Genomic DNA, 24,264 nt, shown 5'->3' on the forward strand with positions numbered 1-24,264 from the left:
CAACACAGGAGAAGCTCGCATGGCATTCAGGATCATCACTGCCGTCAGCGCTTTCGCGCTCATGACCCTTTCAGCCGCATCAGGGCTTGCTGCAGGCGATCCGCTGGCGGCTCCCCCTACTGAGAGAACCGATACCAAGACGATTATCATCGGTTCTGCCGATTTCCCCGAGAGCCAGCTTCTGGCGACACTCTACGCCAAGGCCCTAGCCGCCAAGGGGATTAAGGTTGAGACAAAATTGAACATCGGAAGCCGCGAGGTCTATATGCCAGCCTTGCTCGACGGATCAATCGATCTCCTGCCGGAATATGCGGGCGCGGCATTGAGCTATCTCGACAAGAAAGCCACAGCCCATACGCCAGACGATGTGGCGGCGGCCCTCAAGGCTGCCCTGCCGAAGGGCGTGTCGATGCTGACACCGTCAGCGGCGCAGGATTCGGACGGCGTTGCGGTGACACGCGCGACAGCCGAGAAATACAAACTGAAGACGATTGCCGATCTCGCCCCGGTTGCTTCCGAATTCGTGCTCGGCGGTCCCCCGGAATGGAAGACGCGCAAGGAAGGCATTATCGGCCTGAGGGAGGTCTATGGGCTGGAGTTCAAGTCGTTGAAGGCGCTTGATGTCGGTGGCCCGCTGACGTTGTCGGCACTCGTCAATGGTCAGATACAGGCCGCAAACCTGTTTTCGACCGATCCTGCCATCGCGACGAACGATCTGGTCATGCTGGAAGATGTCAAGAACCTCTTTCCTGCCCAGAATGTGGTTCCTGTGATCGCCACTGCGAAAGTCAGTGAGACCGTGACAAAGACGCTCGATGCAGTATCAGCCGCCCTGACCACAAAGGATCTCGTTGTTATGAACGGCCGTCTGGGCAATCATGACAGTTTCGATGTGGTCGCCGGCGACTGGCTTGCGCAACACAAGCTGAACTGATGTGGGGTTGGCAGGCGAGCTGTATCCGCTGTTTGCCTGCCAACGCCCGGGGCCTACCAGCGACCGGGCGCCTGATATCCAGATATGTATGCCTATCGACGACTTCATGGTTATGGATCGTGACACAGAATTTTTCCGGGAACGTGATGCCTCTGGTCCAGAAAGATGCGGAGATCGGGCAGGAGGGCCACCCTCCTGCCACGTTGCTCTCCGCCACGCCGCTTTATGTCAAATTGAAAGACTATGTTCGCAGCCGTGTCGAAACCGGTGAGTGGAAGATCGGCCAGCGCGTTCCATCGGAAAACGAGTTGGTCGACATTCTCGGGGTGAGCCGGATGACGGCCAATCGCGCTCTGCGTGAACTGGCGGACGAAGGGCTTGTGGTGCGCCTGCGCGGCAAAGGCTCCTTTGTGGCGACCAGGAAACGAACTTCGCAGTTTCAGAGCGTGCCCAACATTGCTGATGAGATCCGTCGCAACGGTGGCATTCATAGCGCAAGGGTGATCCTGCTTCAGATGGAAGCCTGTGGCGAGGAACTTGCCGAAGCTCTGGGCGTATCACCCGCAGACCCGGTGGCGCATTCGATTATCATGCATGCCGAAGATGGACTTCCGATGCAGATCGAGGATCGTTTCGTCAATCCCGGCTGCGCGCCTGATTATCTGTATCAGGATTTCAATGCCGTCACGCCAAATGGCTACCTGACGGAGGTCGCGCCGATCGTCAAGGCGGAGCAGCATATCGAATCGGTCAATGCGCAGGCCTGGGAGTGCAAGCTTTTGGCGATCCAGAAGTCCGAACCATGCCTGCTTGTGCGCCGCCGTACATGGTCGGCTGAGGGCATCGTTTCTTCTGTCCGCTTGCTCTATCCCGGCAGCCGCTATCGTCTTTACAGCAGCACGTGAGGCCCTGCCCAAATGCCGCGCTCTGACTGATTTCAAGGCATCTTGGTTTCAAGACCGGCTGGTTCCAAGAATGGAGAAACGCCTTTGTCCATCGTTGCATCACGGCCCATACCCTTCAGGAGAATTTCATGAGCGTTGTTCTTGATGACGGGCTGGATTGGCGCGCTGTTGCGCGTGTCGGCGAGGGTGAGGCACTTTCCCTCTCCGACAATGCCTATCGACGCATCGATCGGGCAAGCCAGATCCTGGAGCGTATCGTGGAAAGCGGTGTCCGCGCCTATGGCATCACGACCGGTATCGGCGCCCTCTCGGATACGGTTGTCGATCGCGCTACGCAGGGCCGGCTGTCACGCGGGATTGTCCTCAGCCATGCCTGTGGCATCGGTCCGTTGCTGGATGCGCGTGAGGTGCGGGCTATCATGGCGGCTCAGATCGCCAATTTCGCCCACGGCCATTCCGGTGTCCGGCGCGATATCGTCTCGCATCTGTTGACGTTTTTAGAGCGGGATTGCATTCCCGACGTTCCGTCGCGGGGGTCTGCCGGTTATCTGACCCACAACGCCCATACCGGGCTTGTGCTGATCGGTGAGGGGCAAGCGCGCGTCGGTGGCCGTCCTCTCAGCGGGCGGGATGCTTTGGCTCAGATCGGTCTTCAACCGCTGGTGCTGGGCGCCAAGGAAGGGCTGAGCCTCGTCAACGGCACGGCATGTGCAACCGGTCTGTCCAGTGTGGCGCTGGCCCGCGCCGCGCATCTGCTCGACTGGGCGGATGCTATCGCGGCTCTGACGCTTGAAGCGGCTGGGTGCCAGATGGATGCCTTCAATGAAGCTGTTCTCGCCCTGCGTCCTTCAAAGGGTATCGCGGCTGTCGGGGCAGCGCTTCGGGCCAGGCTTCAGGGCAGCGGACTGATTGCTGCCGCGTGCGGCAGGCGGACCCAGGATGCCCTAAGCTTGCGGGCCGTGCCACATGCCCACGGTGCCGCGCGTGACGTCTTCGATTCGTGCGCGGTGATCGTTGATCGTGAACTTGCCTCGGCCACGGATAATCCCGCGATCCTGGGGACGCCAGAACAACCCATCATTTCATCGCAGGCCCATGCTGTCGCCCCGGCGCTGGGTCAGGCAGCCGATAGTCTGGCGATTGCCATTGCGCAGATCGCAGCCATGAGTGAACGTCGGATCGATCGGCTCGTCAATCCGTTGGTGAGTGGCTTACCGCCCTTCCTCGCCACCGATGCCGGAAGCCATTCCGGCTTTATGATCGCTCAATATACGGCGGCGGCTCTTGTCGGCGACAATCGCCGCCTTGCGGCCCCAGCTTCTACCGATGGCGGTTTGACCTCCGGCCTGCAGGAGGATTTCCTGGCCCATCCCACGGCAGCCGCCAACAAGCTGCTCGCGGTCATCGACAATGTCGAGTATATTCTGGCGATTGAATGGATGGCCGGCGCGCAGGCCCATGATTTCCTCGCAGATGCCGGGCAGCGAGCAGCGGGAACCAATGCGCTCTACAGCATGGTTCGCGAGCACCTCCCACCCTATTCAGACGACCGGCCACTTTCCGGAGACATTGAAAAGGTTCGCGCCCTCTTGAGAGAGCAGGCTCCACCGCATTGAGGCAAATGGCTTTTGCATTGCCGGATTTGTCCTGTGCTTGAAATCGGCAGTGTGTTTGAAAGACATAGCCATCCTTCGTCTGTTGCCACTCGGCCCGCCTGGTCTGCGACCAGTCCGCTCCAATCGCTCCGACGGGGATTTTGGCTGTTTGCGCTCATGTCGACATCATTTCGGAACTTTACGACATCCAGCGCGGTTATTTTTTCAAATCAGCAAAAGGAGATGTTTCATGCCCCGTGGTGACAAATCCGCTTACACCGACAAGCAAAAACGCAAGGCCGAACATATCGAAGAAAGTTACGAAAATCGTGGCGTACCCGAAAAGGAAGCGCAAAGCCGCGCTTGGGCGACGGTGAACAAAGAAAGCGGTGGCGGCAACAAGTCAGGTTCAGGTCGGGGCCACCCCGAAAGCCATGCATCCTCGGAAAAGGGTGGACGTAAAGGCGGCAAGGCTTCTGCTGCAAGAAGCAAGGAGGAACGATCTGCCTCCGCAAAGAAGGCCGCAGCGACCCGTAAACATAATGAGCAGCATGCCCATTCTCATTGACCGTTACAGCGCCATGCGTTTCATGAGACGAACGGCGCTGCTACCATTTATATGTGTTGTCTAATTTATCCTTGAATCGAGTCTGATTTAAGGAGTTCTGCAACAGGGCCCGTCAGGCTGCGACCGATCTGGCGGCTTTTTCAAAAGCCTCGGCCCAGAGACCAAGTGCTTCCTCCTCATGCCGGGCGGAAAGATAATACCGTCCGAACTGGTTATACATCGACATCACACCGTTGCGCCGCAGTTCGGTATGAAGTTTGGCGGTAAAATCCTTGTCAGCGAGCTGTGCCGCTTCCTGGTAGGTCGAGGGCGGTTTTTTGCCACGCCACAGTGTGAAGACAGTGCCATAGCCGCTCGCACAGATGTCGATGCCTGCTTTGCTGAAGACATGGATCGCATGCGCCTGAAGGTCGGTTCCCGCTTTTTCGAGTGCGCCGTAATCGACGGTATCGATAACGCTCATCGCCGCTTTCACGGCCGCGCAGGCGACCGGATTGCCGTTATAGGTGCCAGCGCGGTTGATGCGGCGGTCCTCGAAGGCTGCCATGACCTCAGGCGTGCCCAGCAAAGCTGCAACAGCAACGCCGTTGCCAATTGCCTTGCCGACCGTGGCAAGATCCGGACGGATGCCCATCAGATGGCTTGCCAGGCCACCGTAGAGCCGAAAGCCCATCAGCACTTCGTCCATGATCACCAGCGCGCCATGCTGGTGCGCGATCGAGGCGACGTGTTGCAGATATCCTGGGTCGGCGAGAATACATCCTGCATTGGCCATCATCGGCTCCAGGACGATGGCGGCGATATCATCGCATTCCTGAAACAGCAATTCGACATCCTGCCGATCGTTGAAGCGAAGCAGTAAGGTATTGCCGTTCGATGGCCGATCATTTGTCGCCATGTTCGCTTCCGGCGCTCCGGCATTGCCGAAAGCCACGTCATCGAACCAGCCGTCATAACCGGCCGCCATCTTGACGATTTTTTGCCGCCCGGTCAGCGCACGTGCCGTCCGGCACGCCAGATGCACGGCCTCGCTGCCCGAATTGAGAAAGATGACCTTGGTCAGATCCTGGCTATGGGCAGCAAGGGCTGCTGCCGCTTCCTCTTCAAGGGCGTGAGCATAGGCGGGCATCGAGCCTTTGCTCAAGGCTTCGCGGATGGCTTCGGTGACGACGGGATCGGTATGTCCGAGAAACGTCGCGCCGAAACCAAGGGCCGTATCGACATATCGCCGACCGTCTGCGTCCCAGACATACGGCCCCTGTGCATTGGCGACGAGAAATCTCTTCCCGTCCAGATCGGGAACTTCACGTCCGCCGCTGGATATACCGCAAACCAGATGTTGCATCATTAAACTCCAAACAGGCTTGGAAGCCATTCGGTCAGGATGGGGAAAGCGACAAGCGCCGCAACACAAACCACGCTGGCAATCCAATAGGGAACCAGCCACTTCGAGACCGACCACATGTCGATTTTCGCGACATTGCAGACGACGAAGATGTTCGTGCCGATCGGCGGGGTAAACAGGCCGATGCCGAGCGTCATGGTGAAGACAATACCGGTCTGATAAGGCGTCATGCCCGCTGCCAGGGCGATAGGAACCAGTATCGGCGCCAGAATGATCAGCGCTGGCCCAAGATCGAGCCAGAAGCCAACGACTTTCAACAACACCAGCACGAGGATGATGGTGACGAGCGGTGTCGTATGCAGCCCGGTAATCCAGGCGGCGGCATTGGCTGGCACCTGTTCGACCGTCAGAATCCATCCGAATGGTGTCGCGAGCGCCATGATCATCATGATTACGCCTGTCGTTGCCACGGCAGCGGACGCCGCCGAATAGAGCGAACGCAGCGGAAGCTCACGATAGACGAAGATTCCGATCAGGAATGAATAGACAACGGCGAGCGCCGAGGCCTCTGTGGCTGTGGCGATACCGCCGATGATCGAGCCCAGCACCAGCACGGGCATCAGCAGGGCAGGGAGGGCGCCAAGCGCATCCCTGCCAATTTCACCCCATTGCGCGGGTGTTTCGTTGCGCGGAAAATTATGGCGTTTAGCGACGATGTAGGATGTGACCATGAATGTCACCGCGATGAACAGGCCTGGCAGCAGGGCTGCAACCAGCAGACCACCGATGGAGGTGTTCGTCAGCACGCCATAGAGGATCAGAATGACACTCTGCGGACCGATAATGCCAAGGGTGCCCGAGGCGGCGGTGACGGCTGCGGCAAAGGCTTTCGGATAGCCACGCTCGGCCATGGCGGGGATCATGATCGATCCGACAGCGCCGGTATCGGCGGTCGCCGAGCCGCTGATGCCGCCATAGACGAGGGCCGTTGCAACATTGACGAGGCCAAGGCCGCCGGTGATGCGACCGAAAACATGTTCCGCGACCCGCATGATCCGGGTGGTCAGGCCGCCACGGTTCATCAATTCCCCGGCAAAGAGAAACAGAGGAATGGCCGCAAGGGTAATGGCATCGGCACCACGGATCGTCTGCTGTGCAAACCAGGCGAAGGGCAGGCCGAGATGGCCAACATAGATTGTCAGCAGGCTGGCCACGCCCATGCACCATGCAATGGGAACGCCGATCAGCAGCAGAAACGAAAAGCTGAGGATAAGGACGGCAACGGTCATCGCAGTGATCCTTCCTGTGGCTTTCCGGGCAGGGGACGAACCCTGTGGGAAAGGCGGTAGAGCGCAATGCAGACGGCTGCGACGCCGAGAATAAGGATGGTCGCCGTGATCACGCCGGTCGGCATGCGCAAGACGGATGTCGGCACCTTCCAAGAACGCTGCCAGACCGCCCAGCCGCTGATGACGAAAGCCAGTCCCATGGTCAGCAGCGCCAGGTTGGCGATGGCATCGAATACGGCCCGCAGACGGGGCGGGGCGCTGTGCTTGAAGGCTTCGAAAGCCACGTTTTCACCGCGCACTTCGGCATTGATCAACCCGATGAAGATGATCCAGATGAAAGCGATCCCTGCGACTTCGAAAGACCATTCGAACCCGCCCAAACCGAAATAGCGAGCAATCACGCCAAGCAGCGTTGATCCGAACATAATGATGAAGGCCAGCACACCCGCAAACTCGAAGATGCGCTTCACCCACCCCCACCCGCCGGGTGAGGGGTTTTCTGAAAACTGATCCATGGATGGGCCTCAGTTCGCGCTTGCGGCTTGTTTCACTGCCGACACGAGATCACTGCCCCATTCTTTCGAGAACTGCTCGTAGACCGGCGAGACCAGCGCGACAAACGGTGCGGTATCGACTTTCGTCACCTTCACACCCTTGCCCTCGAGCTTCTTCTGGGTGTCGGCATAGGCCTTGTCCAAGGCGCTCCGATACCAGACGACGGTGTCTGTCGCGGCCTTCTTCACGGCGGCCTGTTCGTCAGGCGTCAGCGAATCCAGCTTGTCCTTGTTCATGTACCACCAGTTGGCGGTCCAGATATAATTGGAGATCGACAGGTCCTTGGCGACTTCATACCATTTGGAGTCCCAGTAATCGCGCATTTCAGGCTCGACGGCCGCAACGACATGCGATTGCAGCGCTGTATAGACCTGACCGAAAGGAATGGATTCCGCCAAGGCGCCAAGCTGCTTCATGGTGGCGAGAATGACCGGATTGGGAGGCGTGCGAATTTTTACGCCAGCCAGATCCGCAGGCTTTTCAATGGGCTTGCTGGTGGCAAACTGACGAAAGCCGGAGTCGAGCACGCCGAGCATCACATAGCCACGCTCCTCGCCGAGGCGTTGGATCTTCTGGCCTTGTTCGCCATCAAGAAATGCGTGAACATTTGATGCGTCCTTGAACAGAAACGGCAGCGACAGCACGTTAAGGCGCGGATCGATGGCATCGACCGCACCGCCAAGACCGATATCGATTGAACCCGCACCGACGCCATCGGCGATTGGGCCTTCGTCACCAAGCTGGGCATTCGGGAAGATCTGAACCTTGACCGAACCCTTGGTGTTCTCCCCAACTTCTGTTGCGAATTTTTGAACTGCTTCGTTGATCAGGCTTTCAGGCGCCGAAGCATGCGCCAGCCGCAATGTTGTTTCAGCATTGGCGGTGCTGGACCAAAGGCTGGAAAGACCAAGTACGGTGCCGAGCATGATGGCCGGCAGCCGGCTGCTTTTGTTGAGAGTGAACATGAATTCCCCTTTACGTTCTTCTTGTGTTGACGCAGCATGAGAATAATTGTCATTGCGCGGCTGAAAATGACAATTTTATTATTGATGCATAAGCGCCGCTGATAGCAGCCGTTTTCTGAAACGGTTGCACCTTGGGAGATAGGAAGCGTTTCGACGGTCGATTGGTCAATGGCGGAGCAGAATGCGCAATCTCGATAGCGACGCACTGGCAAGCTTTGTAGCTGTTGCCGAGACGGGCAGTTTCACGGCGGCGGCAGAACGGCTGGGACGCACGCAGGCCGCGGTCAGCATGGCGATCGGCAAATGGGAAGAGCGTCTTGATCTGCGGTTGTTCGATCGCGGGCATCGCCGGGTCACCTTGACGCCGATCGGGGAAAGATTGCTTGGCTATGCGCGGCGCATAAGGGCAATCGAGGATGAAGCCCTGGCCACGCTGCTTGAAGGCCGCAATGAAAGCCGCGTCCGGCTCGGCATGCCCGATGACTACCTGACGCTGTTCGGCACGGCGCTGATGCAGCGTTTTGCGCCACAGCATCCCAAGGTCAATCTGGACCTGCAATATGATTTCTCTCACCATCTGGAAGGCATGGTTGAAAGCCGGGAGCTGGATATTGCCATCATCACGCAAAGTCCGGCAGAGCCTAAGGGGGAGTTGATCCGCCTGGAACGGCAGGTTTGGTGCGCGGCGCCAAACCGTTACCCGGAACACAGCAGTACCATTCAACTGGCGCTTTTTCCGGACGGCTGCCGGTCCCGGCCACAGGTTCTGGCAGCGCTTGATCGTGCGGATCGCCGTTGGCGGATTGTCTATTCGTCATCGGACATCGCTGGAATTCAGCTGGCGGTTCATTCGGGAGACCTGTTGACGGTCCTGCCGGAGACGGCAGTGCCTGCGAACTGGCGCAAGCTGGGGGGTGATGATGGCCTGCCGGAACTGCCGATCTTGCGGCTGGCAATGGTTCTGCCCCAACAACCGCGCCTGCCAGTCAGGCAATTGGCGACGTTCCTGCGTGCAGAATTCCAGCATTCTCTTTCTACCGCATAATGCCTTGAACCTGTGTCACCTTGGAACAGCCCCATGATCTCCAATGCACTTGCCTCCATGCTGGCACGGCGCAACATCCACTATGGCTGGATCGTCGTCGCGGCAACCTTCCTCACCATGCTGGTCACGGCAGGTGCCATGGGCGCCCCAGGCGTGCTCATCAAGCCACTTCAGGATGAGTTTGGCTGGGAAACCTCGCAGATTTCTTCGGCGCTTGCCGTGCGGCTGGTGCTGTTTGGCCTGATGGGGCCGTTCTCGGCAGCGTTCATGAATTATTTCGGCGTCCGGAAAGTCATCGTCTTCGCGATGATCCTGATTTCCAGCGGCTTCATTGGGTCCTTGTTCATGACGGAGATCTGGCAGCTTCTGGTGCTTTGGGGCGTAGTCGTCGGCCTCGGTACAGGCCTGACAGCCATGGTGCTCGCCGCCACCGTTTCGGCCCGCTGGTTCACCAGGCATCGCGGCCTTGTCGTTGGGATGCTCTCGGCAAGCTCGGCCACCGGCCAATTGGTTTTCCTGCCGCTGATGGCGCAATTGACGGAAAGCTACGGCTGGAGAATGACAGTCTTTTTCGTCTGCGGCATGATCCTGCTGGCTGCACTCGTCGTGCTGGCGGTTATGCGTGACCGTCCCTCCGATCTCAACCTTCCCTCTTTCGGCGAGGAACAGGTGATGCCGCCACCTCAGCAAGCCGGTGGCCTGCTGACAATGCTGGCAACACCTGTTTCCGTGCTCAGGGAGGTTTCAAAGACATCCACCTTCTGGATTCTTTTTGCGACGTTCTTCATCTGCGGTCTGAGCACCAATGGCCTGATCCAGACGCATTTCGTCACGCTCTGCGGCGATTTCGGCATTCTGCCGGTGGCTGCCGCCAGCGTCCTTGCGGTGATGGGCATTTTTGACTTCTTCGGAACGATCGGTTCCGGTTGGCTCTCCGACCGCTTCGACAATCGTTGGTTGCTCTTCTGGTATTATGGCCTTCGCGGCTTGTCTTTGCTCTTCCTGCCGTTCAGCGATTTCAGCTTCTACGGGCTATCGATCTTTGCGGTCTTCTACGGCCTGGACTGGATCGCCACCGTGCCTCCCACCGTAAAGATCGCCGCCGACCGCTTCGGTCGTGAAAAAGCAGGGATCGTTTTCGGCTGGGTCTTTACCGGCCACCAACTCGGCGCTGCAACGGCTGCCTATGGTGCCGGTCTGTCACGCACGCAGTTGCAGAGCTATCTGCCCGCTTTCTTCATCGCCGGAGCTTTCTGCCTGCTGGCCTCTATCCTGGCGATTACTCTGGAGAAAACTGGTCGCTCGGCGCTCTCGGCAGCCCGTTGAGACGAGGAGCCATTGTCAGGGAAAAGGAGAGGCTGGTTTTCCTGAAAGGACAAATGGCAACAAAAAGATCCAGAGGCTCTCCGTTTCAAATAGGTCGGTTGATAAAAATCGAATCATTGATTTAGCTGAATGCATACTTGGCCATGATAAATTCCTCCCGGATAGAGTGTGAGGATCAAGTATGATTGTTCAACTTAACACCTCGGTTCCTTCTGCGGGTGCGGCAAAAGAAGATACGGCCAGTCCTTTTCAGGCCAGCCCATTGCAGGAAGGAGCCGTTTTGCCGGAGACCTTAAGTCTTGCCGAACGGGAGACCTATAATCTGGCCTTGGATGCGCAAAATGGTGACAATGTTCTGGATAAGGTCATTCTGAACGTTGTGCGGCCTCCCGCTCTCGTGTTGTTTGCCCTTCTGGATGCGGGCCGGGTCTTCCCGGATGTCCCGCTTCCCCAGGCGCAGGACGCTTATGATCGGATGGCAGAGACGACGGAGACGGCGTTGCCTGATGTCGGCGATAGCTCGAAAAACCAACCGGGAGCCAAATCCGCCAAGACTGACAGCGGCTTCGCCGCCAGTGGAAGCAATGCGACATCCTCGCCCATTGCTGCCGGGACATCGTCTGCATCATCGACCATCTCGACCTCGGCACCTTCGATTAACGTCTGATCCCATAGGCCCGCCTTAAGGCCCATACGCCGTTACGTTAACGTGCGCCCTAAGAGCATTTCCGTGTTTTCAGGAAACGCATCAATACTCTGACCCTTTGTTTGACGCATTTCCGGACGCAAACCGCTAAGCACTTTTGCTGGAAATGCTCTAACGACAGTATTCTGGTCTTTATACCTATACGCTAAGTCGTCCGTCCGGACGCTCGCCATCTTGCATGGATGGCAACGTTTGATAGCGCAAGCACCGCGCCGCGCGCAATGTCCCCACTTGAGATATGTCAATGCCGACCACCCGGCAATCGCGTTTTATCGCGCCGACATTACTCCAGTATTCACCGGTGAGTTTGGTGCCATGGGGGTAAATTATGAAAACAACACAAGATGTTACAATTGACGTGATTAAGCCTGACCGGGCGAAAAGCGTTGGCGTGGGCTGAAGTATCCCTTCCGGACAGGCCTGACGATAGAGGAGATGGATTTCCGATGCTGCGTGATCGTATTCGCTACAGGCCTCTGATGGACAAGCTGGTCACGGCCGACGAGGCCGCCGCCATGATAGAAGACGGCATGACCATCGGCATGAGCGGCTTTACCCGCGCCGGTGAAGCCAAGGCGGTGCCGATGGCGCTGGCGGAGCGGGCTCGCAAGCATCCTTTGAAGATCACGCTGATGACCGGTGCGTCGCTGGGCAATGATCTCGATAAGACGCTTGTCGAGGCCCATGTCGTGTCGCGGCGTATGCCATTCCAGGCGGACCCGGCGCTGCGCAAGGCGATCAATGCCGGTGAGGTGATGTTCATAGATCAGCATCTTTCGGAAACGGTGGAGCAATTGCGCACCGGTCAGATCGCGCCGGTCGATATTGCCATCATTGAGGCGGTGGCCATTACTGAGCATGGTGGCATTGTGCCGACCACATCGGTTGGCAATTCTGCCAGTTTTGCCATTCTCGCCAAGAAGGTGATTATCGAGCTGAACCTGTCGCAGCCGATCACGCTTGAAGGTCTGCACGACATCTATATCCCGTCGCGTCGCCCGGCCCGCATGCCGATCCCCGTTGTGACGCCGGAAAGCCGTGTCGGGCTGCCCTATATCTCCATTCCTCCTGAAAAAATTGTCGCCATTGTCGTCTCTGAAAAACATGACAGCTCGGCCCCCATTCAGCCACCGGACGAAGATACCAAGGCCATTGCCGCTCACCTGATCGAGCTTTTGCTCGGCGAAGTCCGCCAAGGCCGGATGGGCTACGATCTCCAGCCGTTGCAGGCCGGGATCGGCACCATTGCCAATGCTGTCCTGCATGGCTTTATCGATACACCGTTCCATGACTTGAAGATGTATTCGGAGGTCTTGCAGGATTCGACCTTTGAATTGATCGATGCCGGCAAGATGACTTTTGCCTCTGCCTCGTCCATTACATTGTCGGCGGAGATGTATCAGAAGGTCCTGCCAAAACTGGCTGAATACAAGCATCACCTCGTGCTACGCCCGCAGGAAATTAGCAATCATCCGGAAGTCATTCGGCGGCTGGGGCTGATCTGCATCAATACGGCGCTTGAATTCGACCTCTACGGCAATGTGAATTCCACCCATGTCGGCGGCACACAGATGATGAACGGCATCGGTGGTTCGGGCGATTTTGCCCGCAATGCCTATCTGTCGATTTTCGTCACCAAGTCGATTGCCAAGAATGGGGCGATTTCCTCTGTCGTTCCCATGGTCAGCCATGTCGATCACACCGAACACGACGTCGATATTCTCATCACCGAACAGGGGCTTGCCGATCTGCGGGGCCTGGCGCCGCGCGAAAGGGCGCGGCTGGTGATCGACAATTGCGTGCATCCCGATTACCGCGACCAGCTTGCCGATTATTATCAGAGGGCGCTCGCGCGGGGCGGTCATACGCCTCACATTCTCGAAGAGGCGTTTTCCTGGCATCAATCGATGCGTGAGACAGGAACCATGCGCCGATAAAATTTGACTGGTATCAAGCGTCTAATGACGATAAACCGGTTTCGACACCAGAGCCGGGCTGCATGATGCTGACCCGGGACGGATATAGACCGGACCCGACAATGATCAAGCCGCATGCCGACCGATCCGCCCCATCTCTTTCTGAAAAGCAGAACATCACAGCTCCACCCCGCCGCTCAAGGCGGCGTGGTCTCTCCATGTCCATGCGCTCGGCGGCCCGGCCCCTCGCTATTATCATGCTCGGCGTGCTGTTGGTGGGCTGCGCGTCGCGGGCGGTGGGCGTGATGAAGCCGGTCGGCGCGGTTAAGGCCGCCAATGCCAGCGAGGTCAATCTCCTGGCTGCGACGACCCGCGCCCCCTCCGAAGATAAATCGATCCTGTTCAGCGGCGAGCGCGGAACGGGTCTGTTGATCGATGCCGTCACCATTTCGATTCCTCCCGCCGCAAACCGCAAGATCGGCGAGGTTCAATGGCCAAAGAAGCTGCCGCCGGATCCGCGCAAGGACTTCACGACCGTTGCCGTCCAGCCCATTCAGACCGACCAGCAGCGCCGGGCCTGGCTGAACACCCACGCAAAGGGCAAGCACCGCGTGCTGCTATTCGTGCACGGGTTCAATAATACCTACGAGGATTCCGTCTATCGCTTTGCCCAGATCGTTCACGATTCAGGCACGGATGTGGTGCCAATGGTGTTTACCTGGCCGTCTCGCGCCAGTATTTTCGACTATAATTACGACAAGGAAAGCACCAATTATTCCCGCGATGCCCTGGAAGAGATGCTGACCCGCATGACCAGCGACCCACAGGTTTCAGATGTGACCGTCATGGCGCATTCGATGGGGTCGTGGCTTGCTGTTGAAGCGCTGCGGCAAATGGCCATCCGCCATGGCGGGGTCAATGCCAAGATTACCAATGTCATTCTTGCCTCTCCAGATCTGGATGTTGATGTGTTCGGCAAGCAGTTTCAGGCCCTGGGGCCAAAGCCGCCACATTTCACGCTGTTCGTTTCGCAGGATGACCGGGCGCTGAGTATTTCCCGGCGCATTTCCGGCAATGTCGACCGGCTGGGACAGATCAATCCGGCCAATGAACCGTATCGAAGCGTGCTCGAAAAGGCTGGTATCACCGTTCTCGATCTGACCAAGCTGAAAACGGGTGATAGGCTGAACCACGGCAAATTCGCGGAAAGCCCGGAAGTGGTGCGGCTGATTGGTGGACGGTTGATTGCCGGACAGACCGTCACGGATTCGCAGGTCGGTGTCGGCGAAGCCCTCGGTGCCGTCACTATCGGCGCCACCAACACGATCGGCCAGGCCGCCAGCACCGCAATCAGTGCGCCGATCATGATCTTCGACCCACGGACCCGCCGAAACTATGGTGATCAGCTGAAAAAGCTTGGCGAAAGCGCTGGCTCGACGGTTAACTCTGTCGGTGACACAGTGCCACGGTGATCTCTGCTCTATAATTACCACCTTGAATCGATTTCGGTTTCAGGAATTATGCAGTAGATCGCCTTTTGCTTGAGGAACTGATCAGCCACGAACCGGAGGATGCCGCGATGAGATGGAAGCGGATGATGCAATTGCTCGATGTGCATTGCGAAGGCGAAATCGGCAAAGTGGCGATTGGTGGGGTTCCGAAAATTCCCGGTGATACGGTGGCGGATCAGTTGCATTGGCTGAATACGGACCCGAAGGGCCGGGAGCTGCGGCATTTTCTGGTATTGGAGCCACGCGGTGCGCCAATCGGCTCGGTCAATCTGCTGCTGCCGGCCAAGGACAGCCGAGCGGATGCCGCCTTCATCATCCTTCAGCCGGATCAGGCCCATGCCAGTTCCGGCTCCAACTCGATCTGCGTCACCACGGCCCTGCTTGAAAGCGGCATGATCGAGATGCAGGAACCGGAAACGGTGGTGATGCTGGAAACCGCCGCCGGGCTGGTCAAGGCTGTGGCTCAATGCAAAGAGGGGCATTGCGACAGCGTCACCTTGACCATGGTGCCATCCTTCGTTCACGAACTGGACGCGCAGATTGCCACGGAGAGTTGGGGCGAGATTCGCTTCGATCTCGCCTATGGCGGCGTGTTTTATGCGCTTGTGGATGTCCGCCAACTCGGACTGACCATCGAACCGGGCAATGCCCGCCGCCTGGTGGAGGCGGGCATGCTGCTGAAGAGCGAAATTAATCAGCGCATACAGGTCGTCCATCCAGATATTCCGGCCATCTCCGGCGTCGCCTATGTGATGTTTCGTGATGAAGACCCAGACGGCGCTGTGCGGACCTGCACCACCATGTGGCCGGGCCGAGTGGACCGTTCGCCTTGTGGCACAGGAAATTCGGCCAATCTCGCCACATTGCATGCGCGTGGCCGGGTCAAGCCGGGGGACAGCTTTCTGTCGCGCTCGATCATCGGTTCGCAGTTCACGGTCGGTCTGCAAGGCCTGACAACTGTTGCCGGGCGCCCCGCCGTCATTCCCACCATTACCGGGCGCGGCTTTACCTATGGCATCCACCAGGTTGCCCTGGATGCCTTCGATCCACTGGGGGGTGGGTTTGTGTTGACGGATGTCTGGGGTGCTGCGGCCGAAACCATCAAGATTTAAGAGCTGTGATGGCGCCCGGCTGGGGGCCTCCCGACATCGGGAATCTTAAAACGTGAGGGAGCGTCACAAACCCATCTATTCTTAAGGTTGTCAAGTGTGTTGAATGCACCGTACTACAGTGTGCCAGCTTCATACGGAACTGGCTATCGTGTCATCTCTTTTGTTTTCGTTTGTCTTTTCAGGAAAGCCGGGTGGCAATTTTCCTAAGGCAAGCTTTGTAAGTCTAGGGTTTTGGGCAGAGCAGCAGCAACCGGTTTTGGACACGATGCCACACCGTGGCAAAGCAAATTTCGGACGATTGGCAAAGCGCATGATGCTTTCGGCAAGGGGACGCAATGACATCGCAAGACACTGCTGATACTGGCATGGCAGATATGGACATGACAGATACGGGCATGTTTCTGGCCAAGGCGGATATTTTCGCCAGCCTGACACCGGAAGAAGATAGGGCATGGTCGCAGCTCTGCACCGTTGAGAGCGTTTCGGGTGGCACGATTGTCCTCGATTATGGCATAAGACCCGAAATTGTGCTCGTCGTCCTATCCGGCGCTCTGCGTGCCACGTTGCGTGTTTCAGCCGGAAAGGAGTTATTTCTGGATATGATCGGCCCCGGCGGCACCATGGCAGAAATGGATGCGATACGCCCTGAAGGCTATAATCTCTGTCTGATGGCCACCACCGATGCGACGCTGGTTCGAATGCCAGTGGACGTCTTCAATGACATTATCGCTCAAAAACACACCGTCTGTCTGAGCCTTCTGTCCGTATTGGTCCAGCGCATGCACGTCCTGCATGCCAGAATATGCGAGTTTTCCTATCTCGATGTCCGGCACCGCCTTTACACAACCTTGCTACGATTGTCGAAACCTTCTGAGGACAAGCCTCAGCAGCGCACGATCTCTCCGGTTATCATTCACGCGGCTTTAGCCGAACATGTTGGCGCACGCCGCGAAACCGTCTCACGCGAGATGTCGCGTCTGGTGCAGGATGGGGTGATCGAACGCAACCGTAATGCGATTGTCATCCGTCAACCCCATGAGTTATTGCGGCGCCTGTCGCAATTCGATTTTGCATGAATTGTTATTTTTCCCAATAGTTTAGGTCGAAATTCAAGGCGACGGTCCCTCATGGATCTCGCCAATTGCCCTAAAACAAGAAAAACTAAAATTTTAGCTTATTGCTTTAGTCAATTTCAGTGTGCCCCTGCTACAAGCAAGGGTAATCGCTGAGACTTGGAGCGCTGACTTGGTTCTGCATGATGCAGACTGCTCCCCGCAAGGTCCAGCATGGAAAATGCAATCCTGACATGATGCTGCCCGAATGCGACAGTCCGCCCGACCGTTGCGGATGTGTTGTCATCAGGTCTGCTGTCCCAGCGAAAACCCTCAACGGAGGAAACCATGAGCATTCTGATCGTTGAAGACAATGCCACCAACGCGATGATCCTGAAACATCTGGCACGCAAGGTCGCCGATGATGAAATCATCGTGCAGGCCGATGCCAATGAGGCGCTGGTTCTGTGTCATCAAACACTGTTCAATCTGTTGATCGTCGATCAGATCCTGCCGGGTATGAGCGGTTTGCAATTTGTCACCACGCTCCGCCAGCTCGGCCGTTATGACCAGGTGCCGATCATTATGGTCACCGCCGACAATGAGCCGGGACTGCGCCAGGCCGCCCGTCAGGTCGGCATTACCGACTTTTTGACCAAGCCGGTTGAAGCCCTGGCCTTCCGCCAGTTGATCGCCAATTACCGTGGCGGCAGCGTTGCGGGTGAAGCGCGGGGCGCTGTGGTCCGATGAAAGGATATGTCCTCGCCATCGCCCTGCTTTTTGCCTTGGTACCGCGCGCCGAGGCGCTCGACAAGCCCAAGGGTGCCGTCATCCTGACTGTCGAAGGCAAGCTTTCCCACTCCAACAGCGGCGACAAGGCCATTTTCGATCTCGCCATGCTGGACGCCTTGCCAGGACGGACCGTGACGCTTGAGACCCCATGGACGAAAAAGCCGGCCACCTATTCCGGCCCCTTGCTGCGCGCTGTTCTGGATGCCGCGGGCGCTGGACGGGGAGCTGTCACGGTACGGGCGCTCAATGACTATTCGGCAGTCATTCCGCCAGAAGATGTAACCGGGCTCAACATTATCCTTGCCACACGCATGGACGGTGAAACCATGCCGGTGCGTGACAAGGGCCCGATGATGGTGATCTATCCGTTCGACGAGGACAGCAGTCTCTATACGGAAACCTATTTCGCGCGCTCCGTTTGGCAGATCAAATCGCTCGAGGTTCGGTGATGCTGCTCGCTCCAGCCACAGCGCAAAAACGTCAAACGCAGCCAAAGACGACCATGATCCTGTTGATCCTGTCGGGTGTCTTGCTGCTGACATTTCTTCTGCTGTTCAAGGATGTATCGGACCGCTATCGCCTGCTGTTTGACGATATCCGGGAAAACGCAGTCTGGTCGATCTACCAATTGGACCGGGAAGCGCGCGCCCTCGATTATGTCCTGGTGGAAGCCAGCAACCAGGGTGCCAGCGACGAGAAGGCAATCGCGCAAGTGTCTATGCGCTACGATATCCTCCTGTCCCGGATCAACCTGGTCAATGATTCCAAATTCGGTAGCTATTTCAACAGTGACACGACGATATCAGGCCATTTGCAAAGCATCGGCGACATCATCCGGAAAATAGAACCGGTTTTGGATGGATTTCAAACCGGCGTTGTACCGGACACTCAACAGATTAAAGAGGTTAAGCAGGACCTGGATGTCTTGTGCGCGCAAACCAACGACCTGTTGATCTACACCAATTCCTACGTTGGCAGCCAACGCTCCACCATCCGCAGCGCCATGTTCGAGATGGAAAAGACCTCGGCAATTATGCTCGGTCTGTTGATGGCGTCGGTAATCTTTCTCGTCGTCACGTTACACCGCCAGCTCAAGTCGGTCCGCGAGACCAGCCGCCGCCTGGAAACCATGACCAGGGAACTGTCGGATGCTTACGAGGCTGCCGATTCCGGCAACCGGGCCAAATCCCAGTTCATGGCCACCATGGGCCATGAAATCCGCACACCGCTCAATGCCATCCTGGGCATGGCCGAATTGCTGGAATATTCGCAGCTGCCGTCTGATGCCCTGCAAAGCGTCAAGACCATCCGCTCGTCTGGCGAAGCGCTGCTGGAAGTGATCAACGAGATCCTGGATTACTCGAAGATCGAGCATGGCAAGCTGGAGCTGGAAGAACGCGCCGTCGATATTTCCAGCCTGGCTGAAAATACCATCAGCATCATGCAGGGCCGCTCTGACGATCAGGACAACCAGCTAGTGCTGGATATTCCGGTGTCTCTCGATGCGCTCTATGTGCGCACCGATCCCACCCGCCTGCGCCAGGTTCTACTCAATCTGCTCAGCAATGCCATCAAATTCACCCAGAACGGCGTGGTGACACTGCGGCTGCGCGAATTCTATCGCGGCAGCGCGTTGATGTTGCGGTTTGAGGTGGAAGATACCGGCATCGGCATCGATGAGACCGGGCTTGCCAAATTGTTCAAGCCATTTTCGCAGGTCGATGCCAGCATCAGCCGCAAATATGGCGGCACCGGGCTTGGACTGACAATCTGCAAGCAGATTGTCGAGAAGCTTGGCGGCGAACTGGGCATGAGCAGCACGGTGGGGGTTGGCAGCATCTTCTGGTTCGAACTGCCGGTTATGGCAGCCGGAAAGGACGATGTCCGCCAGAATGCCCGCCACAGCAGCGCGGATTTGCCTCGTCTGAAGATCCTACTGGTGGAGGATAACCGGGTCAACCAGCAGGTTGCCAGCCGTTTCCTGTCGAAACTCGGTCAGGATGTGGTTGTGGCTGGCGATGGTGCCCAGGCGGTCGCCCGCACCGAGCGGGAAGTCTTCGACATGATCCTGATGGATATGCAAATGCCGGTCATGGACGGTATCGAGGCAACCCGTCATATCATCGAGCGCGGCGGGGCTTCCGCCTTGACGCCGATTGTTGCCATGACCGCAAATGCTTCTGACGATGATCGTCGTCGGTGCCGCGCTGCCGGCATGGTGGGATTCGAATCCAAACCCGTGACCATGAACCGCCTGCGCGACCTCATTCTGAGTTTTGCACCGGTGGACCGCGAACAGGCCTCGGGTGAGGAGCCAGTTGAGACCAAGCCTCAGCAAGACAGTGTGTTGGACCATAGCCCACTGACGCTGCAACAGCATCTTGACGAGATTAACGGGCTTGACGAGGCCCGCCATGATGAACTGGTCGAGGCTCTGGGCGAAGAGATCTACCAGGAACTGATCGAATCGTTCTTTGACGATGCCGCCCAGCTGCTTGGCGAATTGCACAATGCCATGGCCCAGCGCAATCCCCGCGAAATCGATCGCGTGCTCCACACGATCAAGGGGGCTGCCGTCAATGTTGGTTTGAACGATATTGCAGGCTTTGCCCATGCGTTAAGAGTGCAGCAGCCGACGCCGGATGCCGTTCACAGGTTGACGCAAGAGGTGGATTTGATGAAGCTCAAACTGGTAGGAGCCTGAAACGGCGGAACCATTCCAACCCCTGAGGGAGCGCTTGGGGAAACCTACGGGGCGCATTGAACCCCGCAGACAATTGAAACAGGTGGCCTGACGGTCGCGGAGGCTATAATGCGCATATTGCTGGTTGATGATAACAATACCAATTTGAAACTGCTGACCCGCCTGGTCAAGAAAATCGACCACTGCGAACCCGTGGCCTTTTCAACCCCGGAGGAGGTGCTCTCCGCGCTGCCGGAGCTGGATTTCGATGTTGCCATCATCGATTACCAGATGCCGGTGTATAATGGCGTCGAGCTTTACACGGAGATTGTGCGATTCGAGAAATATGCCCAGGTGCCGGTGGTATTCATCACCGCCGACAAGGATATGACAACGCGGATGGCCGCGTTGAATGCCGGGGCTATCGACTTCCTGACCAAGCCGGTTAACCCGATCGAATTCCAGGCCCGCATCCACAATATCGTCAGCCTGTCGATTGCCCGTCGTCAGCTGGCGGACCAGGCCGAATGGCTGCGACGCGAAGTGGACAGGGCCGTGGGCGAGTTGCGGCAGCGCGAACAGGAAATCATTGAACGCCTGACGCTGGCAGCCGGCTACAAGGACCCGGATACGTCGCGCCATACCTTGCGGGTTGCCGCCTATGCGCAGGCCATCGCCCACGAAATGGGATTGCCAGAGCAGTTCTGCACCGATCTGAAGCTGGCAGCGCCGATGCATGACATCGGCAAGGTCGCCATGCCCGACACGGTCTTGCTCAAGCAGGGCCGGCTGACCGAATCCGAATATCGCCAGATGCAGTCTCATGCCCAGATCGGCAGTGACATTCTCGCCCAGTCTCATTCCTCGCTGCTTCAGCTTGCCGCTGAAATCGCCGCCAGCCACCATGAGCGCTGGGATGGGCAAGGCTATCCCAACCGCCTGGCAGGCGACGCCATTCCCCTGTCCGGCCGGATCGTCTGCATTGCCGACAATTTCGACGCCCTGACCACTGAGCGCCCCTATAAGCCTGCCTGGTCCTATGAACGGACTGTGGAGCATGTGTTGGCGCGGGCTGGAAGTCAGTTCGACCCGGCCTGCGTTGCCGCATTTGAACGGGCGCTACCGGCAATCCATGAGATTATTGAGGCCGACCGGCGTGAACAGGCCGAGGAAGCAGCCAGAAAGGCCGCTGCCCTGCCGTTGGACAAAATCGCCTGACGGCATTGCCGCGCTTGCCTCCAACGCTGAACATGGTATTTCCAGCATGGATATAGGGCGCAAGCAGTTTGCAGCGCCGCCAAGCCTGATACTCGCCGGAGATCCGCCATGCGCTCGCTTACCATTCGCCGCCCCGATGACTGGCATCTACATCTCCGCGACGGCGCCATGCTGGAAGGTGTGATCGGCGATACCAGCCGGCACTTCGCCCGCGCCATCATCATGCCGAACCTGGTGCCGCCGGTGGTGACGACAGCGGATGCAGAGGCTTATCGGCAGCGCATTCTGGCCGCCGTGCCGAAGGGCGATCGCTTCGAGCCACTGATGACCCTGTATCTGACGGAGCAGACCAGCCCTGATGATGTTGAGGAGGGCAAAACAACCGGACTGATCACCGCGGTGAAGCTCTATCCAGCCGGTGCCACCACCAATTCTCATGGCGGCGTGCGCGATCTCGACAAGGCGATGCCGGTTCTGGAGCGGATGGCGAAAATCGGATTGCCGCTTTGTGTCCATGGTGAAGTCACGACGCCGGAGGTGGATATTTTCGATCGTGAGGCGGTATTTATCGACACCGTGCTGGATCCATTGCGCCGCCGTCTGCCGGAGTTGAAGGTGACGATGGAACATGTCACCACATCCGACGGGATCGATTATATCCTCAGTGCCGATAGCAATCTGGCTGGCTCGATTACCACCCATCATCTGATCATCAACCGCAATGCCATTCTGGTTGGTGGCATCAGGCCGCATTATTATTGCCTGCCGGTTGCCAAGCGCGAAAGCCATCGCCTTGCCTTGCGCCGCGCTGCGACCTCCGGTGACAGCCGGTTTTTCCTTGGCACGGATTCAGCCCCGCATGTCGATCCTTTGAAGGAATGCGGCTGCGGCTGCGCGGGTATTTATACGTCCATCAACACAATGAGCTGCCTTGCTCATGTGTTTGAGGAGGACGAGGCCCTCGACCGGTTGGAAGCCTTTGCCTCGCTCAACGGTCCGGCCTGGTATGGGCTTCAACCAAACGACGAGATGATAACCCTCGTCAGACGTGACGCACCGGTCGCCTTTCCGGCAAAGATTGAAACGGGTGCTGGACCGGTCACCGTTTTCGACCCGATGTTTCCAATCCATTGGGACGTCGAGGCCGCAATACAGGCTTGACCCGATGCGGATCATCCATCAAGTTGACGGTCATGATGGAGTAAGGAAAACTGAAATTTATCCTCCGCGAAGCTTTTTAAGGCGAATATTGGCATAGAGACCTATTCCTGGACTCGGTCCGGGCAGAAACGCGATCTGGGGTATTTCATTTTTCCTTGGGGGCGCCGGGTTCCACCTTATCCCCCCATACTCACGCGTTTCAGGGTAGACATGATGGTGGATTTTAGTTCTTTACTTCTCGCCCTGGGCGTTTCCACGCTGTGCCTCCTTTTCACCTTCCTGGGAACATGGATGGCGCGGCGGGAAAACTCCTTCCTGCTCAGCTGGGTTATCGGGCTTGCCCTCACCATGGTCGGAATTCTGGCCTATGGCCTTTTCACTTCGACCCCTTCACGAGGTCTGGGGGCGCTGGCCATGTCCTCGATCATCACCGGTTTCTTCATCCTTTATGCCGCCGCCAGGCAGTTTCGCACAGGGATTATACCCTTCAAGACGCTGATCGGTGTCTCCTGCGTTGCTGTCATCGCGCTGAGTGCGGCCTTCCTATCAGGATATGGCGGCATTGGCTTTATGCTGTTCAACACCGCTACCGCCATCGTGATGTTGGCAATTGCCCATCAATACTGGCTTGGACGGGCGGAATCGCCCGGCGTACTTTCCGGCATGACCGTGCTTTATGGCGCCACCAGCCTCTCTTTCCTCGCCTGCGCCCTGGCTTTGATCCAGCGTGGCGAGTGGCGGCTGGCGGTGGCACCGAGCGGATGGGTGGAAGATATCAATATGGCGGTCTGCATTGCTGGCATGAGTGGTATCGGCGCCCTGTCTCTGACCCTGCATCAGGCCCGGATCACTGCCCGGCACCGGCTGGAGGCAATGACCGATGCGTTGACAGGCCTTTGCAATCGCCGGGCTCTGTTCAATGCACATGGCACCAAAACCTTCCACGAGGATATGGCGATGTTGGTTTTTGACATCGACCGTTTCAAAGCGATCAATGACCGCTATGGCCATGCTGTGGGCGACGAGGTGATCCGTAATATTGCTGCGGAACTGAAAACAGCCATCGGTCTTTCCAGCGTCACCCGCCTGGGAGGTGAAGAGTTTGCCGCCGTGCTGGAAAATGCTGCGCCAGGACGGGCCGAGTGGATCGGCGAGCGGATCCGGCGCCAGCTTCAGGATCGCGAAGTCGTGGTGGATGGAGACAGTTTCGTGGCAACGACCAGTGTCGGCATTGCCTATGGCACGGTATCCGGCCTGACCTTCGATGAGATCCTCAACCTGGCGGACAATGCGCTTTACAATGCCAAACGGCTCGGTCGCAACCGGGTAGAAACGGCAGTGGCAAACTGGGAGAGTGGCCTGTCAGTGGAAGCCGACAGCGCCTAAAGGATGTCCAGGAAAAGCAGAACCAGTTTCCCGAAACGACAAAAGACCGCCAAAAACAAAGGGCGGTTCGATTGTAAATGACGCGCGCTTATCCCCGGATATATCCTCTGGCCTGCCTTCCAGCTTCCTGCTATGGGCATGGATGCGTTAAAGCCGCGCGGGTAAAGGCAAGGACATGTCTACTCCGCCGCAGCCTCGCC

General features: G+C 57.6%; 21 protein-coding genes. 17 read left to right on the plus strand and 4 right to left on the minus strand.

The features are described 5' to 3' along the window. Positions 1-19: 19 nt before the first annotated feature. The 4 genes from AVCG78_RS00430 to AVCG78_RS00445 all read left to right on the plus strand — a co-directional run bounded on the left by AVCG78_RS00430 (position 20) and on the right by AVCG78_RS00445 (position 4,002). Positions 20-934, plus strand: a complete 915-nt coding sequence (locus tag AVCG78_RS00430; RefSeq protein ID WP_071202621.1) for an ABC transporter substrate-binding protein — start codon at positions 20-22, stop codon at positions 932-934. Next, complete coding sequence (gene hutC / locus AVCG78_RS00435) at positions 934-1,839, plus strand: histidine utilization repressor (RefSeq protein ID WP_234665123.1); 906 nt, start codon at positions 934-936, stop codon at positions 1,837-1,839. The genes AVCG78_RS00430 and hutC overlap by 1 nt, the downstream gene beginning before the upstream one ends. Positions 1,840-1,967: 128 nt before the next feature. Further along, positions 1,968-3,455, plus strand: coding sequence for an HAL/PAL/TAL family ammonia-lyase (locus AVCG78_RS00440; RefSeq protein WP_071202623.1), 1,488 nt, complete (start codon positions 1,968-1,970; stop codon positions 3,453-3,455). A gap of 229 nt (positions 3,456-3,684) precedes the next feature. Continuing rightward, the gene (locus AVCG78_RS00445) at positions 3,685-4,002 is read left to right on the plus strand and encodes a hypothetical protein (RefSeq protein WP_015914784.1); all 318 of its coding nucleotides are present in this window, start codon (positions 3,685-3,687) and stop codon (positions 4,000-4,002) included. 112 nt (positions 4,003-4,114) lie between these two features. Here AVCG78_RS00445 and AVCG78_RS00450 read toward each other — a convergent pair whose 3' ends face one another. The 4 genes from AVCG78_RS00450 to AVCG78_RS00465 are packed head-to-tail and all read right to left on the minus strand — an operon-like array spanning position 4,115 to position 8,156. Beyond that, a complete protein-coding gene (locus AVCG78_RS00450) occupies positions 4,115-5,350 on the minus strand; it encodes an aspartate aminotransferase family protein (RefSeq protein WP_234665122.1) in 1,236 nt (411 codons plus the stop codon). Further along, positions 5,350-6,636 (minus strand): TRAP transporter large permease, encoded by a 1,287-nt coding sequence (locus AVCG78_RS00455; protein ID WP_071203055.1) that lies wholly within the window; start codon positions 6,634-6,636, stop codon positions 5,350-5,352. Before AVCG78_RS00455 ends, AVCG78_RS00450 begins: the two co-directional genes overlap by 1 nt. After that, entirely contained in the window at positions 6,633-7,151 is a 519-nt protein-coding gene (locus AVCG78_RS00460; protein WP_071202629.1) for a TRAP transporter small permease, read from the minus strand. Before AVCG78_RS00460 ends, AVCG78_RS00455 begins: the two co-directional genes overlap by 4 nt. Before the next feature lie 9 nt (positions 7,152-7,160). Next, the gene (locus tag AVCG78_RS00465; protein WP_071202630.1) at positions 7,161-8,156 is read right to left on the minus strand and encodes a TRAP transporter substrate-binding protein; all 996 of its coding nucleotides are present in this window, start codon (positions 8,154-8,156) and stop codon (positions 7,161-7,163) included. Between the two features lie 181 nt (positions 8,157-8,337). Here AVCG78_RS00465 and AVCG78_RS00470 point away from each other — a divergent pair, with 181 nt between their 5' ends. The 13 genes from AVCG78_RS00470 (at position 8,338) to AVCG78_RS00530 (ending at position 24,064) form a co-directional block, all read left to right on the plus strand. After that, positions 8,338-9,201, plus strand: coding sequence for a LysR family transcriptional regulator (locus tag AVCG78_RS00470; RefSeq protein WP_071202632.1), 864 nt, complete (start codon positions 8,338-8,340; stop codon positions 9,199-9,201). Positions 9,202-9,234: 33 nt separating this feature from the next. Continuing rightward, the gene (locus AVCG78_RS00475) at positions 9,235-10,527 is read left to right on the plus strand and encodes an MFS transporter (RefSeq protein ID WP_071202634.1); all 1,293 of its coding nucleotides are present in this window, start codon (positions 9,235-9,237) and stop codon (positions 10,525-10,527) included. A 181-nt stretch (positions 10,528-10,708) separates the two neighbouring features. Next, entirely contained in the window at positions 10,709-11,194 is a 486-nt protein-coding gene (locus tag AVCG78_RS00480) for a hypothetical protein (protein WP_071202635.1), read from the plus strand. 485 nt (positions 11,195-11,679) lie between these two features. Then, positions 11,680-13,170: an acetyl-CoA hydrolase/transferase family protein gene (locus tag AVCG78_RS00485; protein WP_071202637.1), complete on the plus strand. Its 1,491-nt coding sequence runs from the start codon at positions 11,680-11,682 to the stop codon at positions 13,168-13,170. A gap of 197 nt (positions 13,171-13,367) precedes the next feature. Beyond that, positions 13,368-14,621, plus strand: coding sequence for an alpha/beta hydrolase (locus AVCG78_RS00490; RefSeq protein ID WP_071202639.1), 1,254 nt, complete (start codon positions 13,368-13,370; stop codon positions 14,619-14,621). A 107-nt stretch (positions 14,622-14,728) separates the two neighbouring features. Beyond that, the gene (locus AVCG78_RS00495; protein WP_071202824.1) at positions 14,729-15,772 is read left to right on the plus strand and encodes a proline racemase family protein; all 1,044 of its coding nucleotides are present in this window, start codon (positions 14,729-14,731) and stop codon (positions 15,770-15,772) included. 335 nt (positions 15,773-16,107) lie between these two features. Beyond that, the gene (locus AVCG78_RS00500) at positions 16,108-16,848 is read left to right on the plus strand and encodes a Crp/Fnr family transcriptional regulator (RefSeq protein WP_071202641.1); all 741 of its coding nucleotides are present in this window, start codon (positions 16,108-16,110) and stop codon (positions 16,846-16,848) included. A gap of 324 nt (positions 16,849-17,172) precedes the next feature. Next, positions 17,173-17,574, plus strand: coding sequence for a response regulator (locus AVCG78_RS00505; RefSeq protein ID WP_071202643.1), 402 nt, complete (start codon positions 17,173-17,175; stop codon positions 17,572-17,574). Continuing rightward, positions 17,571-18,065, plus strand: coding sequence for a molybdopterin-dependent oxidoreductase (locus AVCG78_RS00510; protein WP_071202646.1), 495 nt, complete (start codon positions 17,571-17,573; stop codon positions 18,063-18,065). Before AVCG78_RS00505 ends, AVCG78_RS00510 begins: the two co-directional genes overlap by 4 nt. Continuing rightward, a complete protein-coding gene (locus AVCG78_RS00515; protein WP_071202648.1) occupies positions 18,065-20,320 on the plus strand; it encodes an ATP-binding protein in 2,256 nt (751 codons plus the stop codon). The genes AVCG78_RS00510 and AVCG78_RS00515 overlap by 1 nt, the downstream gene beginning before the upstream one ends. A 108-nt stretch (positions 20,321-20,428) precedes the next feature. Then, positions 20,429-21,517 (plus strand): response regulator, encoded by a 1,089-nt coding sequence (locus tag AVCG78_RS00520; protein ID WP_071202650.1) that lies wholly within the window; start codon positions 20,429-20,431, stop codon positions 21,515-21,517. A 108-nt stretch (positions 21,518-21,625) separates the two neighbouring features. Beyond that, the gene (pyrC, locus tag AVCG78_RS00525; RefSeq protein WP_071202652.1) at positions 21,626-22,678 is read left to right on the plus strand and encodes a dihydroorotase; all 1,053 of its coding nucleotides are present in this window, start codon (positions 21,626-21,628) and stop codon (positions 22,676-22,678) included. A gap of 210 nt (positions 22,679-22,888) precedes the next feature. Further along, positions 22,889-24,064, plus strand: a complete 1,176-nt coding sequence (locus tag AVCG78_RS00530; RefSeq protein ID WP_071202654.1) for a GGDEF domain-containing protein — start codon at positions 22,889-22,891, stop codon at positions 24,062-24,064. Positions 24,065-24,264 lie beyond the last annotated feature (200 nt).

The sequence above is a fragment of the Gillisella vitis genome, from assembly GCF_021559775.1.
GTDB classification, from domain to species: domain Bacteria; phylum Pseudomonadota; class Alphaproteobacteria; order Rhizobiales; family Rhizobiaceae; genus Allorhizobium; species Allorhizobium ampelinum.

Coding starts and splice junctions, on each gene's coding strand:
- AVCG78_RS00430 (WP_071202621.1), top strand. CDS start 20: ATGGCATTCAGGATCATCACTGCCGTCAGCGCTTTCGCGCTCATGACC.
- hutC (WP_234665123.1), top strand. CDS start 934: ATGTGGGGTTGGCAGGCGAGCTGTATCCGCTGTTTGCCTGCCAACGCC.
- AVCG78_RS00440 (WP_071202623.1), top strand. CDS start 1,968: ATGAGCGTTGTTCTTGATGACGGGCTGGATTGGCGCGCTGTTGCGCGT.
- AVCG78_RS00445 (WP_015914784.1), top strand. CDS start 3,685: ATGCCCCGTGGTGACAAATCCGCTTACACCGACAAGCAAAAACGCAAG.
- AVCG78_RS00450 (WP_234665122.1), bottom strand. CDS start 5,350: ATGATGCAACATCTGGTTTGCGGTATATCCAGCGGCGGACGTGAAGTT.
- AVCG78_RS00455 (WP_071203055.1), bottom strand. CDS start 6,636: ATGACCGTTGCCGTCCTTATCCTCAGCTTTTCGTTTCTGCTGCTGATC.
- AVCG78_RS00460 (WP_071202629.1), bottom strand. CDS start 7,151: ATGGATCAGTTTTCAGAAAACCCCTCACCCGGCGGGTGGGGGTGGGTG.
- AVCG78_RS00465 (WP_071202630.1), bottom strand. CDS start 8,156: ATGTTCACTCTCAACAAAAGCAGCCGGCTGCCGGCCATCATGCTCGGC.
- AVCG78_RS00470 (WP_071202632.1), top strand. CDS start 8,338: ATGCGCAATCTCGATAGCGACGCACTGGCAAGCTTTGTAGCTGTTGCC.
- AVCG78_RS00475 (WP_071202634.1), top strand. CDS start 9,235: ATGATCTCCAATGCACTTGCCTCCATGCTGGCACGGCGCAACATCCAC.
- AVCG78_RS00480 (WP_071202635.1), top strand. CDS start 10,709: ATGATTGTTCAACTTAACACCTCGGTTCCTTCTGCGGGTGCGGCAAAA.
- AVCG78_RS00485 (WP_071202637.1), top strand. CDS start 11,680: ATGCTGCGTGATCGTATTCGCTACAGGCCTCTGATGGACAAGCTGGTC.
- AVCG78_RS00490 (WP_071202639.1), top strand. CDS start 13,368: ATGTCCATGCGCTCGGCGGCCCGGCCCCTCGCTATTATCATGCTCGGC.
- AVCG78_RS00495 (WP_071202824.1), top strand. CDS start 14,729: ATGAGATGGAAGCGGATGATGCAATTGCTCGATGTGCATTGCGAAGGC.
- AVCG78_RS00500 (WP_071202641.1), top strand. CDS start 16,108: ATGACATCGCAAGACACTGCTGATACTGGCATGGCAGATATGGACATG.
- AVCG78_RS00505 (WP_071202643.1), top strand. CDS start 17,173: ATGAGCATTCTGATCGTTGAAGACAATGCCACCAACGCGATGATCCTG.
- AVCG78_RS00510 (WP_071202646.1), top strand. CDS start 17,571: ATGAAAGGATATGTCCTCGCCATCGCCCTGCTTTTTGCCTTGGTACCG.
- AVCG78_RS00515 (WP_071202648.1), top strand. CDS start 18,065: ATGCTGCTCGCTCCAGCCACAGCGCAAAAACGTCAAACGCAGCCAAAG.
- AVCG78_RS00520 (WP_071202650.1), top strand. CDS start 20,429: ATGCGCATATTGCTGGTTGATGATAACAATACCAATTTGAAACTGCTG.
- pyrC (WP_071202652.1), top strand. CDS start 21,626: ATGCGCTCGCTTACCATTCGCCGCCCCGATGACTGGCATCTACATCTC.
- AVCG78_RS00530 (WP_071202654.1), top strand. CDS start 22,889: ATGATGGTGGATTTTAGTTCTTTACTTCTCGCCCTGGGCGTTTCCACG.